Source organism: Paraeggerthella sp. (genome assembly GCF_048427265.1).
Classification (GTDB): domain Bacteria; phylum Actinomycetota; class Coriobacteriia; order Coriobacteriales; family Eggerthellaceae; genus Paraeggerthella; species Paraeggerthella hominis.
The window spans coordinates 17,066-38,779 of record NZ_DBFOSR010000005.1 but is presented as its reverse complement, the minus strand read 5'-3'; the positions used below and the strand labels follow the sequence as shown (position 1 = coordinate 38,779).

19 protein-coding genes are annotated in these 21,714 nt (G+C 63.4%); 10 read left to right on the top strand and 9 right to left on the bottom strand.

What is annotated here, in order from left to right; translation table 11 throughout:
* The first annotated feature begins 15 nt into the window (after nucleotides 1–15).
* The 3 genes from pyk to rpmE all read left to right on the top strand — a co-directional run bounded on the left by pyk (nucleotide 16) and on the right by rpmE (nucleotide 3,066).
* Nucleotides 16–1,521: a pyruvate kinase gene (pyk, locus tag ACMNI9_RS00515; protein WP_418830269.1), complete on the top strand. Its 1,506-nt coding sequence runs from the start codon at nucleotides 16–18 to the stop codon at nucleotides 1,519–1,521.
* An 8-nt stretch (nucleotides 1,522–1,529) separates the two neighbouring features.
* Nucleotides 1,530–2,432 carry a rhamnulose-1-phosphate aldolase gene (rhaD, locus tag ACMNI9_RS00510; protein ID WP_418830267.1) on the top strand — a complete coding sequence of 301 codons (903 nt, stop codon included), beginning with the start codon at nucleotides 1,530–1,532 and terminating at the stop codon, nucleotides 2,430–2,432.
* Between the two features lie 163 nt (nucleotides 2,433–2,595).
* Nucleotides 2,596–3,066 (top strand): 50S ribosomal protein L31, encoded by a 471-nt coding sequence (gene rpmE / locus ACMNI9_RS00505; RefSeq protein WP_114567886.1) that lies wholly within the window; start codon nucleotides 2,596–2,598, stop codon nucleotides 3,064–3,066.
* Nucleotides 3,067–3,187: 121 nt separating this feature from the next.
* Here the strand turns inward: rpmE and ACMNI9_RS00500 are convergent, their stop codons facing one another.
* The 5 genes from ACMNI9_RS00500 to ACMNI9_RS00480 all read right to left on the bottom strand — a co-directional run bounded on the left by ACMNI9_RS00500 (nucleotide 3,188) and on the right by ACMNI9_RS00480 (nucleotide 9,122).
* Nucleotides 3,188–4,414, bottom strand: a complete 1,227-nt coding sequence (locus ACMNI9_RS00500) for a molybdopterin molybdotransferase MoeA (protein WP_418830264.1) — start codon at nucleotides 4,412–4,414, stop codon at nucleotides 3,188–3,190.
* 87 nt (nucleotides 4,415–4,501) lie between these two features.
* On the bottom strand, nucleotides 4,502–5,638 hold the full coding sequence (locus tag ACMNI9_RS00495) for an ABC transporter substrate-binding protein (RefSeq protein WP_418830261.1): 1,137 nt from the start codon (nucleotides 5,636–5,638) through the stop codon (nucleotides 4,502–4,504).
* A gap of 30 nt (nucleotides 5,639–5,668) precedes the next feature.
* The gene (locus ACMNI9_RS00490) at nucleotides 5,669–6,451 is read right to left on the bottom strand and encodes an ABC transporter ATP-binding protein (RefSeq protein WP_216529794.1); all 783 of its coding nucleotides are present in this window, start codon (nucleotides 6,449–6,451) and stop codon (nucleotides 5,669–5,671) included.
* Nucleotides 6,448–7,578 carry a FecCD family ABC transporter permease gene (locus ACMNI9_RS00485; RefSeq protein ID WP_418830258.1) on the bottom strand — a complete coding sequence of 377 codons (1,131 nt, stop codon included), beginning with the start codon at nucleotides 7,576–7,578 and terminating at the stop codon, nucleotides 6,448–6,450. The genes ACMNI9_RS00490 and ACMNI9_RS00485 overlap by 4 nt, the downstream gene beginning before the upstream one ends.
* Nucleotides 7,579–8,261: 683 nt before the next feature.
* Nucleotides 8,262–9,122, bottom strand: coding sequence for a Rossmann-like domain-containing protein (locus tag ACMNI9_RS00480; protein ID WP_418830255.1), 861 nt, complete (start codon nucleotides 9,120–9,122; stop codon nucleotides 8,262–8,264).
* A gap of 120 nt (nucleotides 9,123–9,242) precedes the next feature.
* Between ACMNI9_RS00480 and ACMNI9_RS00475 the strand changes: the two genes are divergently transcribed.
* Both ACMNI9_RS00475 and ACMNI9_RS00470 read left to right on the top strand, forming a co-directional pair.
* Nucleotides 9,243–9,875, top strand: coding sequence for a hypothetical protein (locus ACMNI9_RS00475; protein ID WP_418830252.1), 633 nt, complete (start codon nucleotides 9,243–9,245; stop codon nucleotides 9,873–9,875).
* A gap of 91 nt (nucleotides 9,876–9,966) precedes the next feature.
* Nucleotides 9,967–10,632, top strand: a complete 666-nt coding sequence (locus ACMNI9_RS00470; RefSeq protein WP_114567920.1) for a flavin reductase — start codon at nucleotides 9,967–9,969, stop codon at nucleotides 10,630–10,632.
* A 64-nt stretch (nucleotides 10,633–10,696) separates the two neighbouring features.
* Here ACMNI9_RS00470 and ACMNI9_RS00465 read toward each other — a convergent pair whose 3' ends face one another.
* From ACMNI9_RS00465 to ACMNI9_RS00455, 3 genes are all read right to left on the bottom strand, one after another.
* On the bottom strand, nucleotides 10,697–11,425 hold the full coding sequence (locus tag ACMNI9_RS00465) for a TorD/DmsD family molecular chaperone (RefSeq protein WP_418830248.1): 729 nt from the start codon (nucleotides 11,423–11,425) through the stop codon (nucleotides 10,697–10,699).
* A 66-nt stretch (nucleotides 11,426–11,491) separates the two neighbouring features.
* Entirely contained in the window at nucleotides 11,492–12,112 is a 621-nt protein-coding gene (locus ACMNI9_RS00460) for a 4Fe-4S dicluster domain-containing protein (RefSeq protein WP_418830246.1), read from the bottom strand.
* A gap of 2 nt (nucleotides 12,113–12,114) precedes the next feature.
* Nucleotides 12,115–14,817, bottom strand: coding sequence for a molybdopterin-dependent oxidoreductase (locus tag ACMNI9_RS00455; protein ID WP_418830243.1), 2,703 nt, complete (start codon nucleotides 14,815–14,817; stop codon nucleotides 12,115–12,117).
* A 315-nt stretch (nucleotides 14,818–15,132) separates the two neighbouring features.
* On the opposite strand from ACMNI9_RS00455, the gene ACMNI9_RS00450 reads away from it, so the two are divergent.
* Nucleotides 15,133–16,485 (top strand): Fic family protein, encoded by a 1,353-nt coding sequence (locus ACMNI9_RS00450; RefSeq protein ID WP_418830240.1) that lies wholly within the window; start codon nucleotides 15,133–15,135, stop codon nucleotides 16,483–16,485.
* A 70-nt stretch (nucleotides 16,486–16,555) separates the two neighbouring features.
* On the opposite strand, the gene ACMNI9_RS00445 is transcribed toward ACMNI9_RS00450, so the two are convergent.
* Nucleotides 16,556–17,446 (bottom strand): class I SAM-dependent methyltransferase, encoded by an 891-nt coding sequence (locus tag ACMNI9_RS00445; RefSeq protein ID WP_216529799.1) that lies wholly within the window; start codon nucleotides 17,444–17,446, stop codon nucleotides 16,556–16,558.
* Nucleotides 17,447–17,588: 142 nt separating this feature from the next.
* Between ACMNI9_RS00445 and thyX the strand changes: the two genes are divergently transcribed.
* From thyX to ACMNI9_RS00425, 4 genes are read left to right on the top strand one after another with little or no spacing between them, the layout of a single operon-like run.
* Nucleotides 17,589–18,269: an FAD-dependent thymidylate synthase gene (gene thyX, locus ACMNI9_RS00440; RefSeq protein ID WP_216529800.1), complete on the top strand. Its 681-nt coding sequence runs from the start codon at nucleotides 17,589–17,591 to the stop codon at nucleotides 18,267–18,269.
* A gap of 1 nt (nucleotide 18,270) precedes the next feature.
* Nucleotides 18,271–19,674: a DUF1385 domain-containing protein gene (locus tag ACMNI9_RS00435; RefSeq protein ID WP_418830236.1), complete on the top strand. Its 1,404-nt coding sequence runs from the start codon at nucleotides 18,271–18,273 to the stop codon at nucleotides 19,672–19,674.
* Nucleotides 19,675–19,716: 42 nt separating this feature from the next.
* Nucleotides 19,717–20,493, top strand: coding sequence for an ABC transporter ATP-binding protein (locus tag ACMNI9_RS00430; protein WP_114567928.1), 777 nt, complete (start codon nucleotides 19,717–19,719; stop codon nucleotides 20,491–20,493).
* A complete protein-coding gene (locus ACMNI9_RS00425) occupies nucleotides 20,490–21,665 on the top strand; it encodes an ABC transporter permease (RefSeq protein WP_418830233.1) in 1,176 nt (391 codons plus the stop codon). Before ACMNI9_RS00430 ends, ACMNI9_RS00425 begins: the two co-directional genes overlap by 4 nt.
* The last annotated feature ends 49 nt before the right edge of the window (nucleotides 21,666–21,714 follow it).

The following is a 21,714-nucleotide window of genomic DNA, read 5'->3' as shown; positions in this document are numbered from 1 at the left end:
TACGACGGGGAGGCTATGGCTAGGCGAACGAAAATCGTGTGCACGTTGGGGCCGGCGGTCGACGACGAGGGCGCGCTGCGCGACCTCATTGCGGCGGGCATGGACGTGGCGCGCTTCAATTTCTCGCATGGATCGCACGTCGAGCACGCCGCGCGCATGGAGCGCTTGCGCGCGGTATGCCACGAGGTTGACTCCCCGTGCGCGGTGCTGCTGGACACGCGAGGACCCGAGATTCGTACGGGCCGCTTGGCGGGCGGCGCGCCGGTGCAGCTTGCCTCGGGGAACCGGATCGTGCTGACTGAAGCCCAGATAGAGGGCACGGCGCAGCGGGTTTCTCATACGTGTCCGGGTTTGGCGGACGTGGTTGCGCCGGGTACTTCCGTGCTGATCGACGACGGGCTTATCGAGTTGCGCGTGGATGCAACGGAGGGTTCCGACATTCTGTGCACGGTTCTTAACGCGGGCATGCTGGGAGAGCGCAAGTCCGTGAACCTTCCGGGCACTTCGGTTCCGCTTCCGGTTATGACCGATCAAGATCGCGATGATTTGCTGTTCGGCGTTCGCCAGGAAGTCGATTTCGTCGCGGCCTCCTTCGTGAGGGACGCGCGCGGGGTGCGCGAGATTCGCGACTTCCTGGACCAGCACGGCGGAGCGGGCATCATGCTGATCGCGAAGATCGAGTGCTCGGAGGCCGTGGAGAACATCGAGGAAATACTCGAAGCCGCCGACGGGATCATGATCGCGCGCGGAGACTTGGGCGTGGAGGTTCCCGCGTACCGCGTGCCGCATATCCAGAAGGAAATCATCCGCGCATGCAACCGTGCGTCGAAGCCGGCTATCACGGCCACGCAGATGCTGGATTCCATGATTCGCAACCCGCGTCCCACGCGCGCCGAGGTTGGGGATGTGGCGAACGCCATCTACGACGGCACCGACGCGGTCATGTTGTCGGGCGAAACGGCGTCGGGAAGCTATCCGGTGGCTGCGGTGCGCATGATGGCGCGCATCGCCGAAGCTAGCGAACCGTACCTGTTCGAAGAGCGCGCCCCCGACCGGCGGCGCGTCCATGCGCGCGTCGCGTTGGCGGTGGGCATGGCGGCCGTGCAGACGGCTGAGAACGTGGGCGCCTCGTGCATCGTCGCCCCCACCATGTCGGGGCGCACGGCGCGCCTGGTGTCGAACCTGCGTCCGCGCGTGCCCATCTACGCGGTTACGCCGTTTTCGCGCGTCATGCGTCAGCAGCAGTTGAACTGGGGCGTCGTTCCTATGATCGGCGACGTGCAGGGCGATATGCGCTGCGTTATCGACCATGCGCACGCCACTGTGCTGCAGCGCGGTTTGGTGAACCCAGGGCAGTTGGCCGTGTTCACGGCAGGCGATCCTTTGACCAGCCCGGCGGCGGGTACGGACGCGCAGGGAGCCGAAACGGTAGCCGCCACCAACGTGATGTACGTCGTGCGGATTCGCAATGACGAAGAGCAGCCGGGCGTTGGCGCGCCGTCGCCGGCGCATGAACGATAGGAGAGGCTATGGGTTTTTTCGATGATGCTCAAGAGATGCTCGATCGGGGCGTCTCGGCTGCGAAGGGCGCCGTTTCCGGCGTCGCCGTGGAGCAGCAGCAGTTCGCGAAATCGTTCGTGCGCCTGTGCGCCGACGGGTGGGCGCAGGGGTGGCACGAAAGCAACGGCGGCAACCTGTCGTATCGCATGAAGCCCGAAGAGGTGGCTTCTTGCCGATCGTTTTTCTACGACAACCCCAGCTCATGGGTGCCGCTCGGCCTTCGCGCGGAGAATTTGAGCGGCGAGTTCTTCATGGTCACGGGCGCGGGCCGCGTCATGCGCAACGTCGCGCTCGATGCAGACGGCAACGCCGGCATCGTGGAGATTGCTCCTGCGGGCGACGCGTGGCGCATCGTATGGGGGTTCAAGGACGGCGGCCGCCCCACCAGCGAGTTCGCCAGCCACTGCGCCGTTCATTCGGTGCGCAAGGATGCTTCCTCAGGGGTGGACCGCGTGCTCTACCACGCCCATCCGACCCAGGTCATAGCCTTGACGAACGTGTTGCCGCTTGACGCGCGCACGTTCACGCGCACGTTGTGGAAGGCCATGCTCGAAAGCATGGTGGCGTTCCCGGCCGGCGTCGGCGTGGTGCCGTGGATGGTTCCGGGCGGCCCGGAGATCGCGGACGCGACCGCCGCCGCAATGCGCGATCACGGCGTGTGCGTATGGGCGCATCACGGGCTATTCTGCGCGGCTCCCGGCTTCGATGCTGCGTTCGGCGTGGTGCAGACCGTGGAGAAGGCTGCCGGGGTGTACGCGCAGGCGCGTGCGATGAACGGGGGCGGCGACCGGTTTCTCAATACGATTCCCGACGAGGGCCTGCGCGGCATTGCCGCAGCTTACGGCCTGCCCGTCAACGAAGCGTACCTGTAAGGATCGGCGCCGGCTGTTTTCGACGCGTTTCGCGTTTCGGCGGGCTGCCGTATCGTGAAGTTATTCCGCAAAGAAGTGGTATTCGGACTGCTGGTGTGCTATAGTGCAAAGGCTTGTCTTCACCTTGGTCGGAAACCAAGGTCAGTAAAGGAGAACCAGAACCATGAAACAGGGAATTCATCCGGAGTACGGGGAGTGCACCGTCAAGTGCAGCTGCGGCAACACGTTCACGACGCGCTCCACGAAGTCTGAGCTGAAGGTCGACATCTGCAACGTCTGCCATCCGTTCTACACCGGCCAGCAGCGCTTCGTCGACACCGGTGGACGCGTCCAGCGCTTCGCCGACAAGTTCGGCGCTGCCGCCAAGGAGAGCGTGGCCGAGCGCGAGGCAGCCAGGAAGGCTGCGCGTGCCGCCGCCGTCGCCGAGGCCGAGGCCAAGAAGAAGGCCGAGCGCGAGGCGAAGGCCGCCGAGAAGGCTAAGCGTGCCGAGGAGTTCGCGAAGAAGTCCGAGGCCGAGGCCAAGAAGGCCGCCGAGGCTGAGGCTGCTGCCGCCGAGGCTGCTCCGGCTGAGGCTTCCGCCGAGGAAGCTGCCGCCGTCGACGCTCTCGTCGAGGAGGCGCCGGCCGCTGAATAGCGTGCCGAACGCATAACGCGAAACGCGCACAGCAAGGGCCGCATCGAAAACGATGCGGCCCTTGTGCATGCAGAAGCGTTCCGTACGGCCCGCATGCGGTTCGCGTGCGGGCCGTACTGCTTCATCGATTGGCTCGGCGTGCCTCGATGAACTCCTCGCCCCGAAGAAGCTCCACTTCCAGGAGGTCTCCTTCCTCCCAGCCTGCTTCGCCGATAGGGGATACGCGTTGCGCGTTCGACGTCATGCAGGCGGCCAGCTCGCCGGCTTTGAAGTTGAGAAAGCGGGCCGTGTAGCCCTCGCCGTCGCGCTCCACCTGCACGCGCGCGATGTTCGCCATCTTCGGGATGCTCGACTTCGCTGCATCGGCGCGCGCCTGCACCGTGGGATGACGATGCAGGGGGATGTCCAGCATGCGCGCGATTACGGCTTGCAGGCACCATTCGGATCCGAAGTAGGCCGCCATAGTCGGCCCGGGCAGGTTGACGACCGGCTTTTCGTCCACCACGGCCATCATGAGCGGGCGTCCCGGAACGGCAGCGATATAGTGATGCACCACGCGTCCCCGCCGCTTGATCAGGCGGGCGTTGAAGTCCTCCTCGCCAAGCGCGGAACCGCCGTTGATCACCACCAGGTCGGCAGTCGAGAGCGCTTCCTCGAACGCCCGCTCAAGGTCGGCGGGATCGTCGTGCACGAGAGGGAACAGCACGGGTTCCGCTCCGTACTCGATCAGCAGGTGCTTGCACATGAGGCTGTTCGCGTCGACGTTCTGCCCGCGGTACGGCTTGATGCCGGCGGGCACGAGCTCGCTGCCCGTGGGAATGAAGGCGACGCGCGGCTTGGCGCGCACGGGCACCATGGCAACGCCTCCCATGGCAAGCGCGGCCAGATCGGTGGGACGGACGATGGTTCCTGCGTTCATGAGCGCATCTCCTGCGCGCAGCGTTGATCCTGCGGGTCGTACGCCCGAGCCGGGCTCGACGAGCGCGTCCTTGTCGAGTATCACCGATCCGTCTTCCTGGATAGCCGCTTTCTCGATCATCACCACGGCGTCGAACTCGTCGGGGAAATCGTCGCCGGTATCGGCGCGCGCGTAATCGACGCCGAGCTTCCAGCTGCTCGTGTCGGGCAGTCCGTTCGCGAACGCGGCAGACTTCACCGCGATGCCGTCGAACGAGGACGCGCGCACCACCGGCAGGGTGTTCGCGGACGTCAGGTCGCGCGCCAGCACGCGGCCTACCGCATGGTCGAGCGTTACGTATTCGGTGCGCCGCACCGGCTCCCATGCGGCGAAGAAATCGTCCAGAGCCTCTTCCTTCGAGGGGAATCCATCGAGTATCTTTTCTCCCATGCGCCTCTCCTTGTCCGGTTTCCCTTGTGCGTCAGGAGAGCCCGGCGTACCGGGCTCTCCTGCGGTTCTTCTATACGAGCGCGGCTGCTATGCCTTAGGCTGCGCGTGCGCTGCGATCTGATCGAACTCGGCCTTGCTCAAATCGTAGCCGTAAAACGTCTTGAAGTAGCCCGACACCGTTTCGTACAGATCGTTGTCGTACTTGTCAGGATAGAGCAGGCGGGGAAGCCACTGCATGCCCAGCACCTGGTTGACCGTAGGCGGGTTGTTCAGCCAGTTCCACGGCGTACTGGGCACCTCGTAGTAGGATCCGTTCTTGACGGCCGTCAGCTCTGCAAACGCGGCATCGGAACCTACGGAGTCGTAGATGCTTCCTCCTGCGAACAGGATCAGCTGCGGATCCCACAGAGCCAGCTGCTCCATGCTGATCTCGACGCCCGCGCCGCTGCCGGAGACCTTGCCCAGGTCGGCCACGTTGTTGGCAACCAGATCGACCACCTGTCCCTGATAGGAGTTCTTCGCGATGGTGTTCGTCCCCTTGCCACCCAAAAGGTAGGCAACGTTGACGCGATCGGACTCGGGGATGGTGCTCATGACGGACACGGTTTCGTCGTAGGCTGCCTTGCAGTAGTCGGACAGCTCCTTGCCGCGGTTCTGCATGCCCAGAAGCTCGCCGAGCATTTCATAGGCTTTGCCGTAGTCGCTCATCTTGGTTTCGATGACCACCACGGGGATGCCCAGCTGCTGCTGCAACGTGTCCAGGTCTTCCTTGATGCCGTCTTTGAGCTCGCCGGTATCGATGAGGATTTGGGCCCCGGAGGCGGCGACGGCCTCTTTGTTGAGGTCGCCCTTCGCGCCGAACGCTGCTCCCGTTACGGGCAGGTTCGCATAGTCCGCTCCCAGATACTTCGCCTGATCCGCGGTAAGCTCGGTCGAGATCGACACCAGCTTGTCGGGGGCCATCGTGAGCAGTACCTGTGTTGCGGTGTGGCCGGCCGGCGCAATGCGGTCGATTTGCGCCGGCACCTCGACCGTGCGCCCCGCCGAATCGGTGAACGTGCGGGTCTCGTTTTGCGCGGGCTGATCCTGCTTCGCGCCTTCGTCCGCGCTCGGCGCTTGCTGGGCGCAGCCGCTTGCGACGAACGCCAAGCCAAGACATAGCACGCATGCGATCAGCAAGCGCGCGGTCCAGGGCGCTTTCTTCGTTTTCGTAGTCCCTCCCATGGGAGCCTTCCTTTCCGTTGCTTCTTGAGCCTACCGTTCTATCTCGCGTACCGGCACGCAAACGCGCACCTTGTCGCCGTATAGGGAGTTGACCTCCACGTCCACGTGGTAGATGGCGCTTACCAGCTCCTTCGTGATGACCTCTTTGGGGTCGCCGAAGGCGTGCACGCGGCCCTCGTTGATGACGAGGGTGCGGTCGGAGTAGAGAAAAGCCTGGTCAGGCTGATGGGTTGATTGCACGATACTCATGCCTTCGCGAGCAAGCTGACGTACGGTGGACAGCACGCGCACCGTGTTGCCGTAGTCCAGCGCGCTGGTGGGCTCGTCCATGACGATGGTGCGCGCATTCTGGGCGATGGCGCGCGCGATAAGGACTAGCTGCTTCTCGCCGCCGGATATCTGCGTGTAGGGGCGGTGTCCCAAATGCGCCACGCCCACGCGCTCGAGCGCTTCCCAGGCGCGGTCCGTATGCTGGCGTTTCGGCGTTCCGAACAGCCCGACGTCGCCTCCAGCGCTCATGAGCACCACGTCGAGCACGTCGTAATCGTACGTGGACGAGTGCGACTGCGGGATGTAGGCCACCTCGCGCGCCCGTTCGCGAATGGGGAGGTCGCGCAGGTTCTTTCCATTCACGGTGATCTCGCCTGTCCAGGCGGCGTTCAGGCACAGGATGCAGCGAAACAACGTGGATTTCCCTACGCCGTTGGGTCCCAGCACGTTCACCAGCATGTTGTCGGGGATGGAGAAGCTGACATTGTGCAGCACCTCGCGGCTTCCGTAGGAAAAGCTCAGGTTCTTGACGTCGATGCTCATAGCTTCTGCTTCTTCCGGGTGATGAGGTACAAGAAGAACGGCGCGCCTACGAATGCGGTCAGTATGCCGATGGGTATCTCCGCGGTTGCGACCAGCCGGGCGATGTCGTCCACTATCAGCATGAAGCTGGCGCCCATGAGCATGCTCGCCGGCAGCAGTTTGCGGTAGTCGCAGCCGATGACCATGCGGGAAAGGTGGGGGATGACCAGGCCGACCCATCCGATCATGCCCGATACGGCTACGCTGGAGGCGGTGATCAGGGTTGCCGCCAGAATGACGATGAGCCGTGTTCGACGCGCGTTCACGCCCATGGTGGAAGCTTCGTCGTCGCCCATGGTCAGCACGTTGATGCGCCAGCGCAGGGCGAACAGCGCTCCCAGCCCGACTGCCATGGGGATGGCCGCCAGGGCCATGTCGCTCCACTTGGCTCCAGTCAGGCTGCCCATGAGCCAGTACGTGATGGCGGCAAGCTGGTTGTTGGGATCGGCTATCAGCTTGGTGAACGAGACGCCCGCTGAAAACAGCGAGCTGACCATCACGCCCGCCAGCACCACGATGAGCAGGTGATTCCCTCGGGCTCGCGTGCCGATGAGCAGCACCAGCATCACGGCTGCGATAGAGAACAGGAAGGCGGAGGCGGAAACGCCGAACGCGCCCATGCCCAGCAGAATGGCGCATGCCGCTCCGAACGCCGCGCCTTGCGACGCTCCTAGTATGTCGGGCGATACGAGCGGGTTCTGAAACGTCCCCTGGTAGGCTGCGCCCGCTGTGGCAAGGCTGCATCCCACCATGACGGCCAGCACTATGCGCGGCAGGCGCACTTGGAAGAAGAGCGTTTCCTGCTGCGGGGTCCAGAACGGATCCACGGGAAAGGCTAAGTTGGCTAGCATTCCCACTGCTTCTACCGGCGTGATGGGATAGCGACCCAGCATGAGCGAAGCGAGCGCGCTTGCTATGAGCAGGATGCCGAGCGCGAGCAAGAGGGCGTTGGCGCGACGCGCGTTTCTTCGGGATGCGCAGCGGGCGGCGCGCATCTCGGGATCAAGGTCACGGCTGCTGTTCGCCTCTTTGCCAGGCGCGGTCGCCTTCGATGCGTCGGGCGGGTCGTTGAGCTCTCGTGTCTTCATAGTCCCCCAATGAAGAATAATATTGTTTCTTAAATATATACTAGAACGAGAATATAATCAAATAAATATAAATGGTGCCGAAGCTGGCACGAGGGCTGCCTGAGGCGGGTTGGGGCCGGTAGCGGAGGGTCGGCGGGGCGCGGGTCGTGCGGGAGGGCGGTCCGCGCTGCGCCCGGAGCGGGTGGGGGGTTGCGCGAGCGGGCGGCCGAGTGGTTGGTCGAGCGGGCGAAACGGGCGGGGGCGGTCCGACGAGCGATCGGTCCGCGTGGGCGAAACGGGTGGGCCGCCGACCGGCACGGGGGGCCGGACGATGCTGCCGGCGCGCTTCGCGCCCCGATTTCTCCTTCAGCAGAAAATTATGCGATCCGTGGTAGGTTTTGACGGTTTGGGGTCGTTGGGTTGGCTGATCGATCTTGCTTGTATGTGGGTCTATTGCGTTTCCGCAGGTGAGCGAGGTGACGTGAAGCTAAGTGTGCAAACCCGCACGCCCAGCACCTGTCAGGACGACCTCAAACCGTCAAAACCTACCACGGATCGCGGTTTTTCTTGCGCGCCGTCTTCGTGCGCGACGGGCGCAGCGCTTGCTCGCGCGCTCGTCCAGGGCAAGCCCGCACCGCGCTGCCCTCGCGTGCGGCGGACGGCGTGCTTGAGAGTTGCCCCACGGCGCGCGAGGTGGGATCTTGCTACGCGAGCTCCCGCGTGATCGACGTCATTTGGAGCGCTTCGCCGAAGAACTGCCCGGCTCCGCTCTTCACGGCGAAGCGGGCTTTCTCGGGATCGGCTACGACGCTGCCGGCCAGCATGTCGACGCCGCGGTCGAACAGCTGCGTCGACATGACCACGCTCGGGCCCACCATGACGGTGGTCGCGCTCTTCGCCAGGTCCAGCAAGCGGGGCGCGGTCTTGTTGATGATGGTCACGCCCGTTACGAACGCGTAATCGGCCAGGGGGACGACGTATTCGCAGGCGGGGTCGGGCGTGTCGAGCGGCTGCGAGCAGTTTCTTTCGAGCACCGTCAGATTGGCGTATTCGGCAATGCGGTCGACATGGGGAAAGTGCCCGACCACCACGACGTTGGCGTTGCCTTGCGCCGCGATGCGCGGTCGGTACAGCTCGAACGCGTCTTTGCTTCGCACGGTTCCGTCCGGACGCTCGACGGGCTCGTCGTAGACGGCTCCCAGCGGATCGAGCAGGCGCTTCTGCGCGTAGTAGGCGTTGAGAGCCGCCACCCCAAGCGTGGCTTCCTCGAAGCACCATGACTTCGCAAGCTGGGCCATCGCGCGAAGCGAGCATCCGCGCAAATCGTTTTTGGCCTGGCGCCTCGCTCCGCCTTTGCAGGTGAAGCTTACGCCCATGCCGCAGTCGGCCTCCACGTACGACCAGTGCGTTCCCAAACAGTAATCACGCACGGCAAGATCTTCGGGGATCCCTTCGATCAGCAAGTCGTAGAATTGCCACGGGGATCGGTTTTCCAGCGTGCCGGAGGAATCGCCCGTTTCCGCTTCGCGTGCGTTCGAGCAGGTGCTGTTCTCGGAGCGTTCCATACGGCTCTCCTTGTTCGCAGGTTTTCGTGTCGAAGCGCCTTTGCGTGCAGCGCGTCGTTTATATTGTACCTATTGGCGTATAATACACCGTTGAGAAGAATCAAGGAAGGGGCGCCGACCATGCTGTTCCTGCTAACAGGCGACGTGCAGATAGGGAAGACCCGCTGGCTGGAGGCTGCGGTGAAGGGGCTTGTCGCCCAGGGCGTTGCGGTGGAGGGCGTCTTGGCCCCTGGCGTCTGGCGAGGGAGCGAAGCCGGAAAAGCCGCCGGTTGTTCTGCGGCGGTGGGAGCCGAAACTCTGGAAAAGATCGGTATCGACAACGTCTTGCTTCCGGGCGGCGAGCGGGTTTCCTTTGCCCGGCGGCGCGATCTGGCTTTGGCCGAAGGAACGTTTCGCGAAGAAAGCCAGAGCGCTCGCGCGAAGCTTGCCTGGGAGATATCGGACGATGCCCTTGCGCAGGTGAACGCTCATTTCGATAGGCTGAAAGCTGCTGATCCGCCGCACAGCCCAGGTTTGCTGGTAGTGGACGAGCTGGGGCAGTTGGAGCTGCTGCGCGGCGGCGGGCTGACGTCGGCCATGGACGTGCTTTCGCAGGGCCCTTCGGCCCGAAGCGCTCACGCCCTCGTGGTGGTGCGGGCGTGGCTGCTCGAAGCTGCTGCCGAACGGTTCGGCGATGTTTGGGGCGGTGCGAAGATGCTCGCTCCCGACGGCGAGGCTCGTTCGACCTTGCGTTCGGCATTCGATCTTGTTTGAGCAAACGATACCAAGTATCATCAAAATCGACCGATCGGTATTAGACGAGACAGGACCGCGGGCAGGCGCATCGCGGCGGGAAGGTGCCATCATGATCGATAAATCGGCCTTTCATAGCTTGAGCTATGGGCTCTACATCGTTGGCGCGCAGCATGAGGGAAAGCGCTTCGGATGCGTTGCGAACACGTTTCAGCAGGTGACGTCTTCCCCTATGCAGGTGAGCGTGACGTTGAACAAGGAAAACGCTACGACCGAAGCCGTGCTCGAGTCCGGTCGTTTCACGGCAACGTGCTTGTCCCAGGAGGCGACGATGGAGCTTATCGGCACCTTCGGCTTCCATTCGAGCGCCGATGTGGACAAGTTCGCTTCGTGCGAGACGGCCGAAGACGCGGCGGGCGTTCCCTACGTGGCCGAACAGTGCGTTTCGCGCTTTTCGGCGCGCGTCGTGCAGATCGTCAACCTGGGCACGCATATCCTATTTGTGGGCGAGGTGGAGGAAGCGGAGAAAACCTGCGCGGGCGATCCGATGACGTACGCCTATTATCACCTGGTCAAGGGCGGGAAAACGCCACCGAAGGCATCGAGTTACCTGGGCGAGGAGCCTGCTTCTGCGCCCGGTGAAGGCGACGCGAAGCCGAAGTTCGCTTGGCGATGCACGGTGTGCGGCCACATGGAGTACCTTGACGAGCTGCCGGAAGATTACGTGTGTCCCGTGTGCGGCGTGGGCCGGGACATGTTCGAACGGGTCGCCGTGTAGATCGAGGGATGCGGGGCGAGGCGAGGGCGGGTTTGCTCCGCCTCGCCCGCCCTGCTCGTTTTCCCTACGCGTTGCAACTGGATGCGGGGCAGCGGGCCTCGCATCCAGGGCATGCGTCGCCCGTCCTTTTCAGCTCCTTGGCAAGCAGCGCGGATTCCTTGCAGGCTTGCGTGATCAGCATCGAAAGGCCCCGGTACAGGTTGCTGTTCGATTTTTCCAGGATCAGGTCGCGCCAACCTTCCACCCAGGAGTTCGGGTGCTCTTCCAGAAAATCATGTTGATCGGACATCGCCCGCTCGAATCCTTCTTCGTTGCCGGCGTCGAGGCTCTCCTTTGCGATGCGCGCCAGATGCGCCGCAAACAGCAGTTCGGAGGCAAGATGGTCGTCCGGTTCGTGCTGAAAGCCCTCTACCTCCAGGTTGTATGCTCGGTACGCTGCTCGCACTTGCAGCGTTCGCTCCTGAAACACCATGCGCTCGCGGCTGAAGTGCACCGATTCCCAAAGGGGGGCGGCTACCTTTTGGGTGCCCACGAACAGGCGCGTGTAGTCGACGCGGACGGCTTCGAAGTCGCTGTCGGAAAAGGGCGTCGCGCAGGCGTCCATCCAGGCAAGGAGCAGATCCTGCGGCTGCCTTGCCCGCGCGCCGTCTACGAAGGGTATGGACTCGAACAGGCGCTCTTCGACGACGCGGGCGAAAAGATCGCGATCCGGCATGCCGTACAGCAGTCTTCCGAGCAGCGTGAGCAGGGCTTCTTCTTCTGCGAGCCTTGATCGGATGGCATCGGTGTCCATGTCGTCTCCTATCGAATCGTCGACGCAAGGGGCTTCGGGCGATCCGCAGCCCCTTGCGCGTTGGGATTATTGTTCAAGCGAGAGAGGCCGTCCTGCGCCCTCTTCGAACACGGCGTCTTTGTGCGTGGTAATCGCCACGTTGGGAAGCGTTTCCGACGAAGGGGGCAGCGGTTGCACGTCGGCAACCTTGCCGTAGGTGCTGCGGAGCTCTTCGATCTCGCCTATTGCCAGCGCGCGCTGCGGACAGATTCCCACGCATGCAGGCTCTTCGCCAAGGGCGAGCAGATCTTTGCACAGATCGCACTTGCGCGATTTCTTTTCAGCTTCGACCAGCTGGCACGCGCCGTACGGGCAGGCTGCATTGCAGGTGCCGCACCCGATGCACTTCTCGGGATCGATGGTGACGATGCCCGTGTCCGCGTCCTTCGAGATGGCCCCTTGCGGGCATTTGGCGAAGCAAGCGGGGGAGTCGCAGTGCCCGCACGAGAACGATACCGAGTACGAGAACACGCCTTGCGGGGTGAAGCAGTTCAGTGCCTTGTCTTTCTCCCACGTTCCGCCGCACATCATCCGCACGCGGCGAAGCCGAGCGCCCACGTCGAGGTTGTTCTTGTCCTTGCAAGCGAGTTCGCAGGCCTTGCAGCCGGTGCACGAAGCGCTGTCGATGTAAAAGCCCATTTGAGACATGATTAGTCCTCCTTAAACACTTCGCGCGGTTCCCAGGCGTAATCGGGGGCGAGTGGCGTTCCCGTCCATTTCTCGACCTTCACGATGCAGCTGTTCCATGCCTGATGGCCGTATCCTACGCAGTTGGGGCCGTTCAGCACGTTAACGCTGCCGGCCATGTCGATGCCGGTTTCCTCGTCGATCTCCACCCACGAGCCTTGGCCGAGGCCCAGCACTCCGGGCATCATGATCTCGGTGACCAGCAGCGGGCGCAGGCTCTTGCCCCATTTCGAGGTGATGAGAACCGTCTGGCCCGTTTCGCACCCGATGTCCGCGGCATCGAGCGGATTCATGTACAGCGGGTGGTCGAACGCCTCGCGCAGATTGGGGACGTCGGCGAACGAGGAATGCGAATGGCGCGGAATGTGCAGGCTGACCAGCTGATAGGGGTATTCGCCCTTCACTTTGCCAGCCCAATCGGAAAACGTCTCCTCGTATCCTTCGATGCCGGGTTCGTATTTGGCGATGGGCGGGATCTCGGTCCATCCGCATGCCTTTACGCGCGCGGCGGCGTTCGGCGAGCAGATCTCGAGCTTGCCCGTTTTCGTGGTGGCTATGGGATTCGCTTCGGGATCCTTGCGGAAGGCTTCCAGCACCACGTAATCCAGACCGTCTCCTTCGGAGCGCTCCACCGTGTAGATGCCGTCGCGCTTGAAGTCGAGGATGGGCACGCGACCTTCTTGGGGCTTGCCTTCCACGCCAAGTTCTTTCAGGTCGTCTTCCGTGACGCTGACCAGGTTCTCTACGCCGCTTCCATCCTTTTTGGTTGCGGTTGCGGCGGCAACCCAATCGAAGACCTGCTGCTTGAGCTCGAGCGGGCGCACTTGCTTCGGATCGACGCCGATGTGCTCTGACAGCTCTGCGGCAATGTCCACGTCGCTTTTGGCTTCGAACAAAGGCTCGCATACTTGGCTCGTCCACAGTACTTGCTCGCGATACGCTGCGGTGAAGTCTCCGTAGCGCTCCCATTGGGTGGTGACGGGCAAGACGATGTCCGCGTAGCGGCAAGCCGTGGTCATCACGATGTTCTGGGCTACGACGCAGTCCATTTTGCGGTAGGCTTCAATGGCCAGCATGGTCCCCGGTGCCTGGTTGATGATGTTCTCGTGCGTATCGTAGATCATGTGCACGTTGCAGGGGCGCTTCTTGCCCAGGCCGGTGGTGAACTCGCCGGACAGAATGCCCGTCCATGCCTCGTTGATGTTGATGCGGTAATACGGCTCTTCGGGCAGCTTGTACATGCCGTTGGGCACGCCGTACTCGATGGAGTCTCCGCCGAGGGGGTTCCAGATGGGCGCGATGTTTCCCGACGTAGTCCATGAGGGCTCGCCGAGTATGGTGCCGCCCTGCAGCAAGGTCAGGTAGCCGCCCTGCAACCAGGAGTGGCCGGCGTCGGATCCGGTGCAGCAGCCCGGCTTGCCGATGCAGCCGGCCATGGCCCCAAGCGTCATGATGGCCTGGGGCCACGTGGTCCCGTTGGTGGTGCGCGACGGCGCGGGGGACATGATGATGGATACGCGCTCGGTCTGCGCGATCTGCAAAGCCAGATCGGTGATCACGGCGGGGCTTACGCCGCAGATCTCCGCTGCCCATTCGGGCGTTTTCGGCGTATTGTCGTAGGTGCCCAGCACATAGTCTTTGAAGTTGTCCTCGGGCGCCGCTCCTTCGGGCATGTGGTCCGCGTCGAATCCGACGGTGCAGCGGTTCAGGAAATCCCAATCGATGAGCGGCTTTGCAGCGGGGTCGTCGTGGGTCAGCAGCACGTAGGCCATGGCGATGGCAAGCGCCGTGTCGGTGCCCGGTCGCACGCCGACGAACTGGTCGGCAACGGCTTGGGCGGTGGCGTGACGGAAGATGTCTATGCAGATGAACTTCGTTCCCGCAGCTTTGCATTGCATGTAGTCGTAGGTGGGAAGACCGGTGCGGCTCCAGGCGGGGTTCGATCCCCACAGTACGATGATCTGGGCTTTTCGCAAGTCCATGCGATCGTTCGTATCTTCGGCCAGGCCGTATATCTTGGCCATCGACCCCCATGCGCCCGAAGAGCAGGCGCCCCAGTGCTCCAGGTACCCTCCGTGCAGCGCCAGCATGCGCCCGATATCCCAGTTCCCGAACAGCGAGGCCACGTAGCCCGGCACGAATATCGCATCGTGTCCGTACGCGGAGGTGATGCGCTTGATCTCGCCGGCGATCAGCTGATACGCTTCATCCCAGCTGATGCGCTCCCAGTCGTCCTTGCCGCGCAGCGCCCCGTTGGCGTTGTCGCCGCCACCGGGCTGCCAGCTTTTGCGCTTCATGGGGTACTTGATGCGATCGGCGCCGAATACCATGCCGCGCAAAGCCCGTCCGCGGGCGCACGACCTGAGCTGCGGGCAGTCGGGGGAGTCCGCGTGGGTTTTGTCCGTTCCCATGCGGACGCAGTCGCCGTCCTGCACGAACACCTTGTTGAAGCCTTTGCTGCCGCAGTCCGCCCAGCAGTTGCAGGGGATCCAGGTTCCTTCCGATGCCCCCTTCGCCGCTTCTCCTTCCGGCTTTTGGTTGAATCCTGCGCAGCCGGTCGTGCCGAGCGCGGCGGTTCCCGCTACGGCGACGCCCGTCCATTTGAGCAGGTTTCGACGGGTGATGCTCGATCTTGCTTCCGCCGTTTCGTGCGTCGATGCTCCCATGTTCCCTCCTATCGTCGTGCGGCCGCCCCCTTGCTGCGGCCGCTCCAACCCCTTGCAGGGTTCGCGAAGATCATAGAGACGACGGTGCTGCGGTGCCAATGGCCGAAGGCTCTGTATTGCAGAACGGATCGGAATGGAAGCATGCGAGCCGAATTCGGCTTGTTTTGCGGTTTCGATTATTCTCGAAACGGATGGTCGTATTAGCAAATCAACGAAATCGGAAATAAGGAGCCCGCTTGCGGGGCATCGCTCGCGTCGATGCTAGAATGGAGCGCGAGGGGAGGGAGTTTCGGCTCTTGGAGCCGGAGTGCCGCCATGCAGTATTTCGACAGACAGATCGGGCAGGACGACCTTGCGCGGCTCATCGCCGACCTCGCTTCCGTGCGTGCGGAAAAGGACAAGGTCAACCGAAAGAAGCGCTCGGGGGCGCCCTACGAGCCCAAGTTGCTGTGCCCGCGCAACTTCGTTTTGAGCAGCGAGACGGCTGCGGTTGTCGCTCGCGCGGAGATCGCGGTGGCGAAGTCCGACTGTCTGGTCGAGGGGTCGGCCTATCCGCTGCGGCGCTTGCTGTCGCGCGTGGAGGGCGTGGCTTCGGTGCGCACTAACGGCGTGAAGCCGAGCTACCGAGCGTGCTGCTATCTGGACCTTGGCTCCTGGACGCATGCGCCGGCGGGTTCTGCCCGGCTTGTCAAGAACGCAGCCCGCATGCATGCGGGCTGCACGTCGGCTCAACTTGATGCTTCGTACGCCGCTCATTTGGTGGAGGGCGCAGTGAACTTCATACTTTCCGACGTTTCTCAAGACGGCGATATAACGGCCGCGCATCTGGAGGCTTTGTACCGCAGCATCAGCGAAGGGTCGTATTGGGAGAAGGAAGCCGGCCTTCGTTCATGGGATTATAATCATCGGCGCAGCCCCGACGTGGATCTTGACATGTATCGGCCTCCGACCGCGGCGCAGCTTCCTCGGTTCATGAAGGACCTCGTGCAGTTTTGCAACCGCAATTCGTATTCGCCTATAGCGCGCTCGGCCATCGCCCATTACCAGCTTGAGGCGACCAAGGCGTTCATGGCGGGATCCGACCAGATCGGTCGTATTCTGGCTATCCTGATCTGGCGCAAGGCGGGGCTTATCGAGCATTACATGCCCCCGTTCTCCATCACGCCGGCCATGACCACCATGCGCCATACAAGAAGGCTCGAACCGTATCTGACCGAGCATGATTTCGTGGATGCGGGCGAACTGCTTGCCGTGGACGAATGGGTGTACCACTGCGCGCGAGCCTGCGAGCTTTCCGTGCGCATCGCGAAGGTGTGCTGTCGAGAGGCGTCCGCTTTGACCGACTCATGGACTGCGCAGGTCAAGGGAAACGGGATAGAGTTGCGCAAGTGCGTGCGGAAGCTGATGAACGAGCTGATAGGAAGCCCGGTCGTCAGCATCCCCTTTGCAGCCGAGTTGATCGGAAGCAGCTTTTCCACCGCCGCGCGCGCTGTTTCCGATTTGGTGGAGGCGGGCGTTTTGCGTCAGATGGGAGGCGGCGGGCGCAACCGCGTGTTCGAGGCAGCCGAGGCGATCGCGCTGTTCACGCGGATAGAAGGCGCCTTTTTGCCCGAAACGCCGCTGTCGCGCGAATTCTTGATCGAGCAAAGCAAGGGAACGATCGCGTAGCCGGCAAGGCGGGGGCGGCAGGACGCTGCCTTGGCTTCCTGCCTTGCCTTGCCGGCTACGCTTCGGCCCCTTATTTGTTCCAGGCGAGGAACGCCCAGGTGACGGTGCGCGGCTGGCGCAGGCGCAGACGTCCTTGCGCAACGCCCTTCTTGTCGGGCTGCCCGGCGTGCTCGTTGTCCACGAGGTTGTCTTTCGCCCATGCGCGCAGCTTTTCGAGCGCGTTTTCGCGCACATCGTCGTCGACCAGGCCCGTTGCCGCGTCGTTCACCATGCGCGCGAACGCCTCGTAGGCGTCTTCGCGAGAGTCGAAGGTGTCCTCGCGGGCGCTTTCGATGTAGGACAGCTCGGGCTTGAGGCCCTCGTTCGCCAGGATGTTGAAGGCGTACAGGTAGTCGTGCCCCCTTACCTGGTCAAGGCCTATGTCGGCCAGCAGGCGCTCGTCGGTGCGCGGAGAGGCCCCGGTTGACAGCGTGATGCAGACGCGTCGGCGCGCCACGTCGGTCAAGCGCAGCAGCGAGTCGCGCAGGTCTGCGGTGGCGATGGACCGAGAAGCTACGGCAACGTCGGTCATGCCGGGACGCACGCCGAAGCTGGCCCAATCGTCCTCCCAGCTCATGCGCTTGGGAAACACCGTTCGCACGCCCAGCTCCGCAAGCTCTTCCCCCATGCGGTCGAGCATGCCCTGCGAGAAGTCGGCGGCTACCACCTTGTGCCCCGCCTTTCCCAGTGGAATGCAGAGCGCGCCCGTGCCGCATCCCATGTCGAACACCGTCTCGCCCGGTTGCACGTCCGCCAGTTCCAGAAATCGTTCGACGTAGGGGTTCGGCGCGTCCTTCGTGGAGAAGGTGGACGCGCGCTTGTCCCAGTACGAGGCATCGTCCACGCGGCGGCGCAGCTTCTGCAGCGCCTTCCATTCTTCGTTCCAATCGTGCGTGGTAAGCAGGGGGACGAACGGTTCCATGGCATGCCTTTCGCGTGAAGGGCCGCTTGCCCAGCGGGTGCGCAGCCGTCGGTTTCGGGTACTATGGTAAAGAACGATACCGCATCGCGCACGGGTGGAGTGCGTGAAAACGGATTATTTCTAACAGAGGAGTATTCGTCCTATGCACGTTGAACTGCTGTACCATACGCCCGATCCCGAGCGCGCCATCGCAACGGCCGCGCGCCTGTGCTACGCGCCCGTCGGCGCTGCCGAGCTCATGGAAACCATGCCCGAGGAGCGCGTGCGAAGCGTGCTTTCGACCATCATGGCAAGCGGGCATTTCTCCACGCTCGAACACGCCAGCTACACCTTCGCCGTGGACGGGGTGTCCCGCGCGCTCACGCACCAGCTGGTGCGCCACCGCATTGCCAGCTTCAACCAGCAAAGCCAGCGCTACGTGAAGTTCACCGACGGCCTGGCCACCGTCAAGCCGGAGAGCATCGCGGGCGATGCGCAGGCCGAAGCCGTGTTCGACCGGGCGATCGAGGCGGCTATCGAAGCGTACGAGAAGCTGCTGGCCGCCGGCATTCCCGCGGAGGATGCCCGCTACCTGCTGCCCAACGCCGCCGAAACGAAGATCGTCATCACCATGAACGTGCGCGAGCTGCTGCACTTCTTCTCGCTGCGCTGCTGCAACCGCGCGCAGTGGGAGATCCGCGACATGGCGCATCGCATGCTCGAGCTGGCGCGTCCGACCGCACCGTTCGTGTTCATGGACGCGGGCGCGCCCTGCATCCGCGGGAACTGCCCTGAAGGAAAGATGACCTGCGGAAACCCGTATCCGCGCGTGAAGAGGGGCTGACGTGGCCGAGCAGAAGAGCGATCTTTCGCGCGCGTTCTCGGAGGACGGCGCGGTCAAGACCCATGTGGGAGGGCAGGCCCTTATCGAGGGCATTATGATGCGGGGCCGGTACAACTGGTCGGTCGCCGTGCGCGAACCTTCCGGCGGCGTGTACGTGGAAGAGCACGACCTGGCGTCGGGGCAGGGCAAGAACGGCTGGATGTACTGGCCGCTCGTGCGCGGCTGCCGGGCTATGGTGGAGTCGCTCGTCCTAGGCTACAAGGCTCTCGAGATCGCGGCGCTGCACGCGTTCGCGGACGAATCGGACGAAGAGGGGGCTGCTGCCGAGGGGGTCGGAGGGGTCTGCCGCTCGGACAGTCCTGCTCGCACGAACAGCCCGCAGGGCTGTTCGGCTCGTGCGGAACTCGCTTCAGATCCCTCCGGCCCCCTCGTCGACGGATCTCCGTCGTCCGATTCGTCCGCTGGGAACCCTGCGGCCGATCTCGAGGGGCTTGGACCCTCGCTCGCTGGCGGGGGCGGGGAGGGCGGGGAGAAGGCGTTTTCCTGGAAGGACGATTTCGGGCGACCGGAAACGGTGATCGACGGGCTGGGCGCCCAGAGGACGCTTGACGTGGTGGAGGAGCCTGTTTTTTCCGCTCCCGTCCAGGACCCTGCGCCGAAGGACGTCGAGAAAAAGTCGTTCATGGACGAGGAAGTCGAATTCGGCAAGAAGGAGATGGCGGTGTCCATGGTGCTCGGCCTGGTGCTGGGCGTGGTGCTGTTCATCGTGGCGCCGGCGGCGCTCACGAACCTCATCGTGGGCGAGTACGATTCCAATACGGTGCTCTGGAACGTGGTCGACGGTTTGCTGCGCGTGCTCGTGTTCGTGTTCTACCTGTGGCTGATCGGGCGCATGCAGGACATCAAGCGCATGTTCGGCTACCACGGCGCCGAGCACAAGACCATCCACTGCTACGAGCACGGCCTGCCCCTTACGCCGGAAAACGCGCGCAGCTTCCCCCGCTTGCACGTGCGCTGCGGCACCGCGTTTCTCATCATGGTCATGATCATCGCCATCTTCGTGTACACGGTGACGCCCATCAACGCGCTCATCGACGCATGGGGCGTGGCCGACGGCGCGCCCAAGCTGGCGCTGGTCATTTTGATCCGCATCCTGCTCATGCCGGTCATCGCGGGCATATCCTACGAGATCACCGTGAAATGGGCGGGCAGCCACCCGGACAATCCCATCGTCAAGGTGGTTCTGTGGCCCGGCATGCAGATGCAGTACCTTACCACGCGCGAGCCTGACGACGGGCAGATCGAATGCGCTATTGCGGCCATGCAGCGCGTGCTCGAGCGGGAGGAAGCAGAGGACGCGAAGGCGAACGCCGCAGCGGAGGCTCTCACGCCTTCCGCGGCGTAGCGCCGGTTCGGCACGCGCGGTCAACGAACGAAAGGGCATATCTTGGGAGCGGCTATAACGGCGCAGGACCTTCGGAAGTCGTTCAGGCTTTCCGCGAAGCAGCGCAAGATCGAGCGAACGGACAGTCGGATGAAGACGGCTGTCGACGGCTTGTCGTTCGAGGTGCAGCACGGCGAGATCTTCGGGTTGCTGGGTCCGAACGGAGCCGGCAAGACCACCACGCTGCGCATGCTGGCGGCCTTGGTCAAGCCCGATCAGGGCGATGCGCTCATCGACGGAAGGTCGGTCGTGTCCGACCCCGTGGGCGTGCGCAGCTCTATCGGGTTTCTCACGAGCGACCTCAAGTTGGAGGACGTGTTCTCTCCCGATTACCTGTTCGACTTCTTCAGCGAGCTGCATCGCGTTGATCCCGCCGTGCGCGACGAACGCAAGCGCGCCCTGTTCGAGCGCTTCGGCATCGATCGTTTTGCGCAAACGAAGGTGGCCGATCTGTCCACGGGCATGAAGCAGAAGACCTCGCTTGCGGTGTCGGTCGCGCACGATCCGTCGATCATCGTGTTCGACGAGCCCACCAACGGCCTTGACGTCCTTACGGCCAAGACGGTCACGGACTTCTTGGTGGAAATGAAAGGGGAGGGCAAGACCATCTTGCTGTCCACGCATATATTCACCCTGGTCGAGAAGGTGTGCGATCGCGTGGGCATCGTGATCGACGGGCGCATGGCCGCATGCGGCACGCTGCCCGACGTCACGCACGGGCGCTCGCTCGAAGACGCGTTCTTCGATTTGTACGCGGCGGCGGTTCGGAGGGAATCATGAGCAACGGCGCTTTCACCATTGCACGCAAGGAGCTTGCGAAGTTCTTCAGCAACCGCGTGTCCGCGCTGGTTTCCATCGTTTTGCCCGGTCTGCTGATATTCGTCGTGTGGACGGTGATGGGCGATGCGATGGGCAGCATGTTCCAGCCCGATGCCGCCAAACGGCCCGTGGTTGCCGTGGTGAACGAACCCGCCAGCCTTGAAGCGCTGGCGGACGCGGCGGGCATCGATGTCGTGAAGGAGAGCTCCCTGCCCGACGCCGATCGGATGCGCGAGGCCATCGAGCAAGGGGACGTCAAGGCGTTCGCCCTGTTCCCCGAAGGGTTCGACGAGTCCGTCGCGGCCTACGATCCCGCTTCGGGCACGGCGGCGCCTCGCGTGGAACTGTACCGCAATTCCACGGATCCCGATTCGGTGCAGGCGTTTTCCGCGCTCAAGGCCGCGCTCGACGCCTACGAGTCGTCGCTGTCGAACCGGTTCGACGTGAACGTCGGCGATGCGTCCTACGATGTTGCCGAAGAGCGCGACGTGGCCGGTTCCGTCGTGGTGTCGATCGTGCCCATGCTGTTGCTTATCTTGCTGTTCACCAGCTGCATGTCCGTGGCAGCTGAGTCGGTTGCCGGCGAAAAAGAGCGCGGCACCATGGCAACGCTTCTGGCGACGCCGGTTCGTCGGCGCGACATCGCATTGGGAAAGGTGCTCGCCGTGTCGATCATCGGCTTGCTGATTGCCGCATCGAGCGCGATCGGCATATTCGCGGGGCTGCCCAGCATCATGCAGGGCAGCGTGAGCATGAGCGTGTACGGCGTTTCCGACTACGTCTTGCTCACATTGGTCATCGCGTCCACGACGCTGGTCGTGGTCGTTCTCATCACGATGGTCTCGGCGTTGGCGCGCACGACCAAGGAAGCGTCCATGTACCTGACGCCGCTCATGATCGTGGTGATGCTCGTGGGCGCTTTGGGCATGTTCGGGGGCGCAACGCAGACGGAGCCGCAGTTCTACCTCATACCGCTGTACAACAGCGTGCAGTGCATGATCTCCATTTTCACGTTTGATTTCCAACCGATGAACGTGGCGTTGTGCGTAGCTTCCAACCTCGCGTACACGGGGGCGGGCGTTCTGGTTTTGCAGCGCATGTTCGACAGCGAACGCCTGATGTTCGCGCGCTAGGCGCTTCGTCGTTCGAAAGAGAGCCGTTCGAGGGCTTGGCGGAAGGGGC

Bases quoted from the DNA above. Each gene is read 5' to 3' on its own strand.
- ACMNI9_RS00495 (WP_418830261.1), bottom strand. From the start codon at position 5,638: ATGGGAGGGACTACGAAAACGAAGAAAGCGCCCTGGACCGCGCGCTTG.
- ACMNI9_RS00475 (WP_418830252.1), top strand. From the start codon at position 9,243: ATGCTGTTCCTGCTAACAGGCGACGTGCAGATAGGGAAGACCCGCTGG.
- ACMNI9_RS00465 (WP_418830248.1), bottom strand. From the start codon at position 11,425: ATGGACACCGATGCCATCCGATCAAGGCTCGCAGAAGAAGAAGCCCTG.
- ACMNI9_RS00470 (WP_114567920.1), top strand. From the start codon at position 9,967: ATGATCGATAAATCGGCCTTTCATAGCTTGAGCTATGGGCTCTACATC.
- ACMNI9_RS00460 (WP_418830246.1), bottom strand. From the start codon at position 12,112: ATGTCTCAAATGGGCTTTTACATCGACAGCGCTTCGTGCACCGGCTGC.
- rpmE (WP_114567886.1), top strand. From the start codon at position 2,596: ATGAAACAGGGAATTCATCCGGAGTACGGGGAGTGCACCGTCAAGTGC.
- ACMNI9_RS00450 (WP_418830240.1), top strand. From the start codon at position 15,133: ATGCAGTATTTCGACAGACAGATCGGGCAGGACGACCTTGCGCGGCTC.
- ACMNI9_RS00490 (WP_216529794.1), bottom strand. From the start codon at position 6,451: ATGAGCATCGACGTCAAGAACCTGAGCTTTTCCTACGGAAGCCGCGAG.
- ACMNI9_RS00500 (WP_418830264.1), bottom strand. From the start codon at position 4,414: ATGGGAGAAAAGATACTCGATGGATTCCCCTCGAAGGAAGAGGCTCTG.
- rhaD (WP_418830267.1), top strand. From the start codon at position 1,530: ATGGGTTTTTTCGATGATGCTCAAGAGATGCTCGATCGGGGCGTCTCG.
- ACMNI9_RS00455 (WP_418830243.1), bottom strand. From the start codon at position 14,817: ATGGGAGCATCGACGCACGAAACGGCGGAAGCAAGATCGAGCATCACC.
- ACMNI9_RS00485 (WP_418830258.1), bottom strand. From the start codon at position 7,578: ATGAAGACACGAGAGCTCAACGACCCGCCCGACGCATCGAAGGCGACC.
- ACMNI9_RS00445 (WP_216529799.1), bottom strand. From the start codon at position 17,446: ATGGAACCGTTCGTCCCCCTGCTTACCACGCACGATTGGAACGAAGAA.
- ACMNI9_RS00425 (WP_418830233.1), top strand. From the start codon at position 20,490: ATGAGCAACGGCGCTTTCACCATTGCACGCAAGGAGCTTGCGAAGTTC.
- ACMNI9_RS00480 (WP_418830255.1), bottom strand. From the start codon at position 9,122: ATGGAACGCTCCGAGAACAGCACCTGCTCGAACGCACGCGAAGCGGAA.
- thyX (WP_216529800.1), top strand. From the start codon at position 17,589: ATGCACGTTGAACTGCTGTACCATACGCCCGATCCCGAGCGCGCCATC.
- pyk (WP_418830269.1), top strand. From the start codon at position 16: ATGGCTAGGCGAACGAAAATCGTGTGCACGTTGGGGCCGGCGGTCGAC.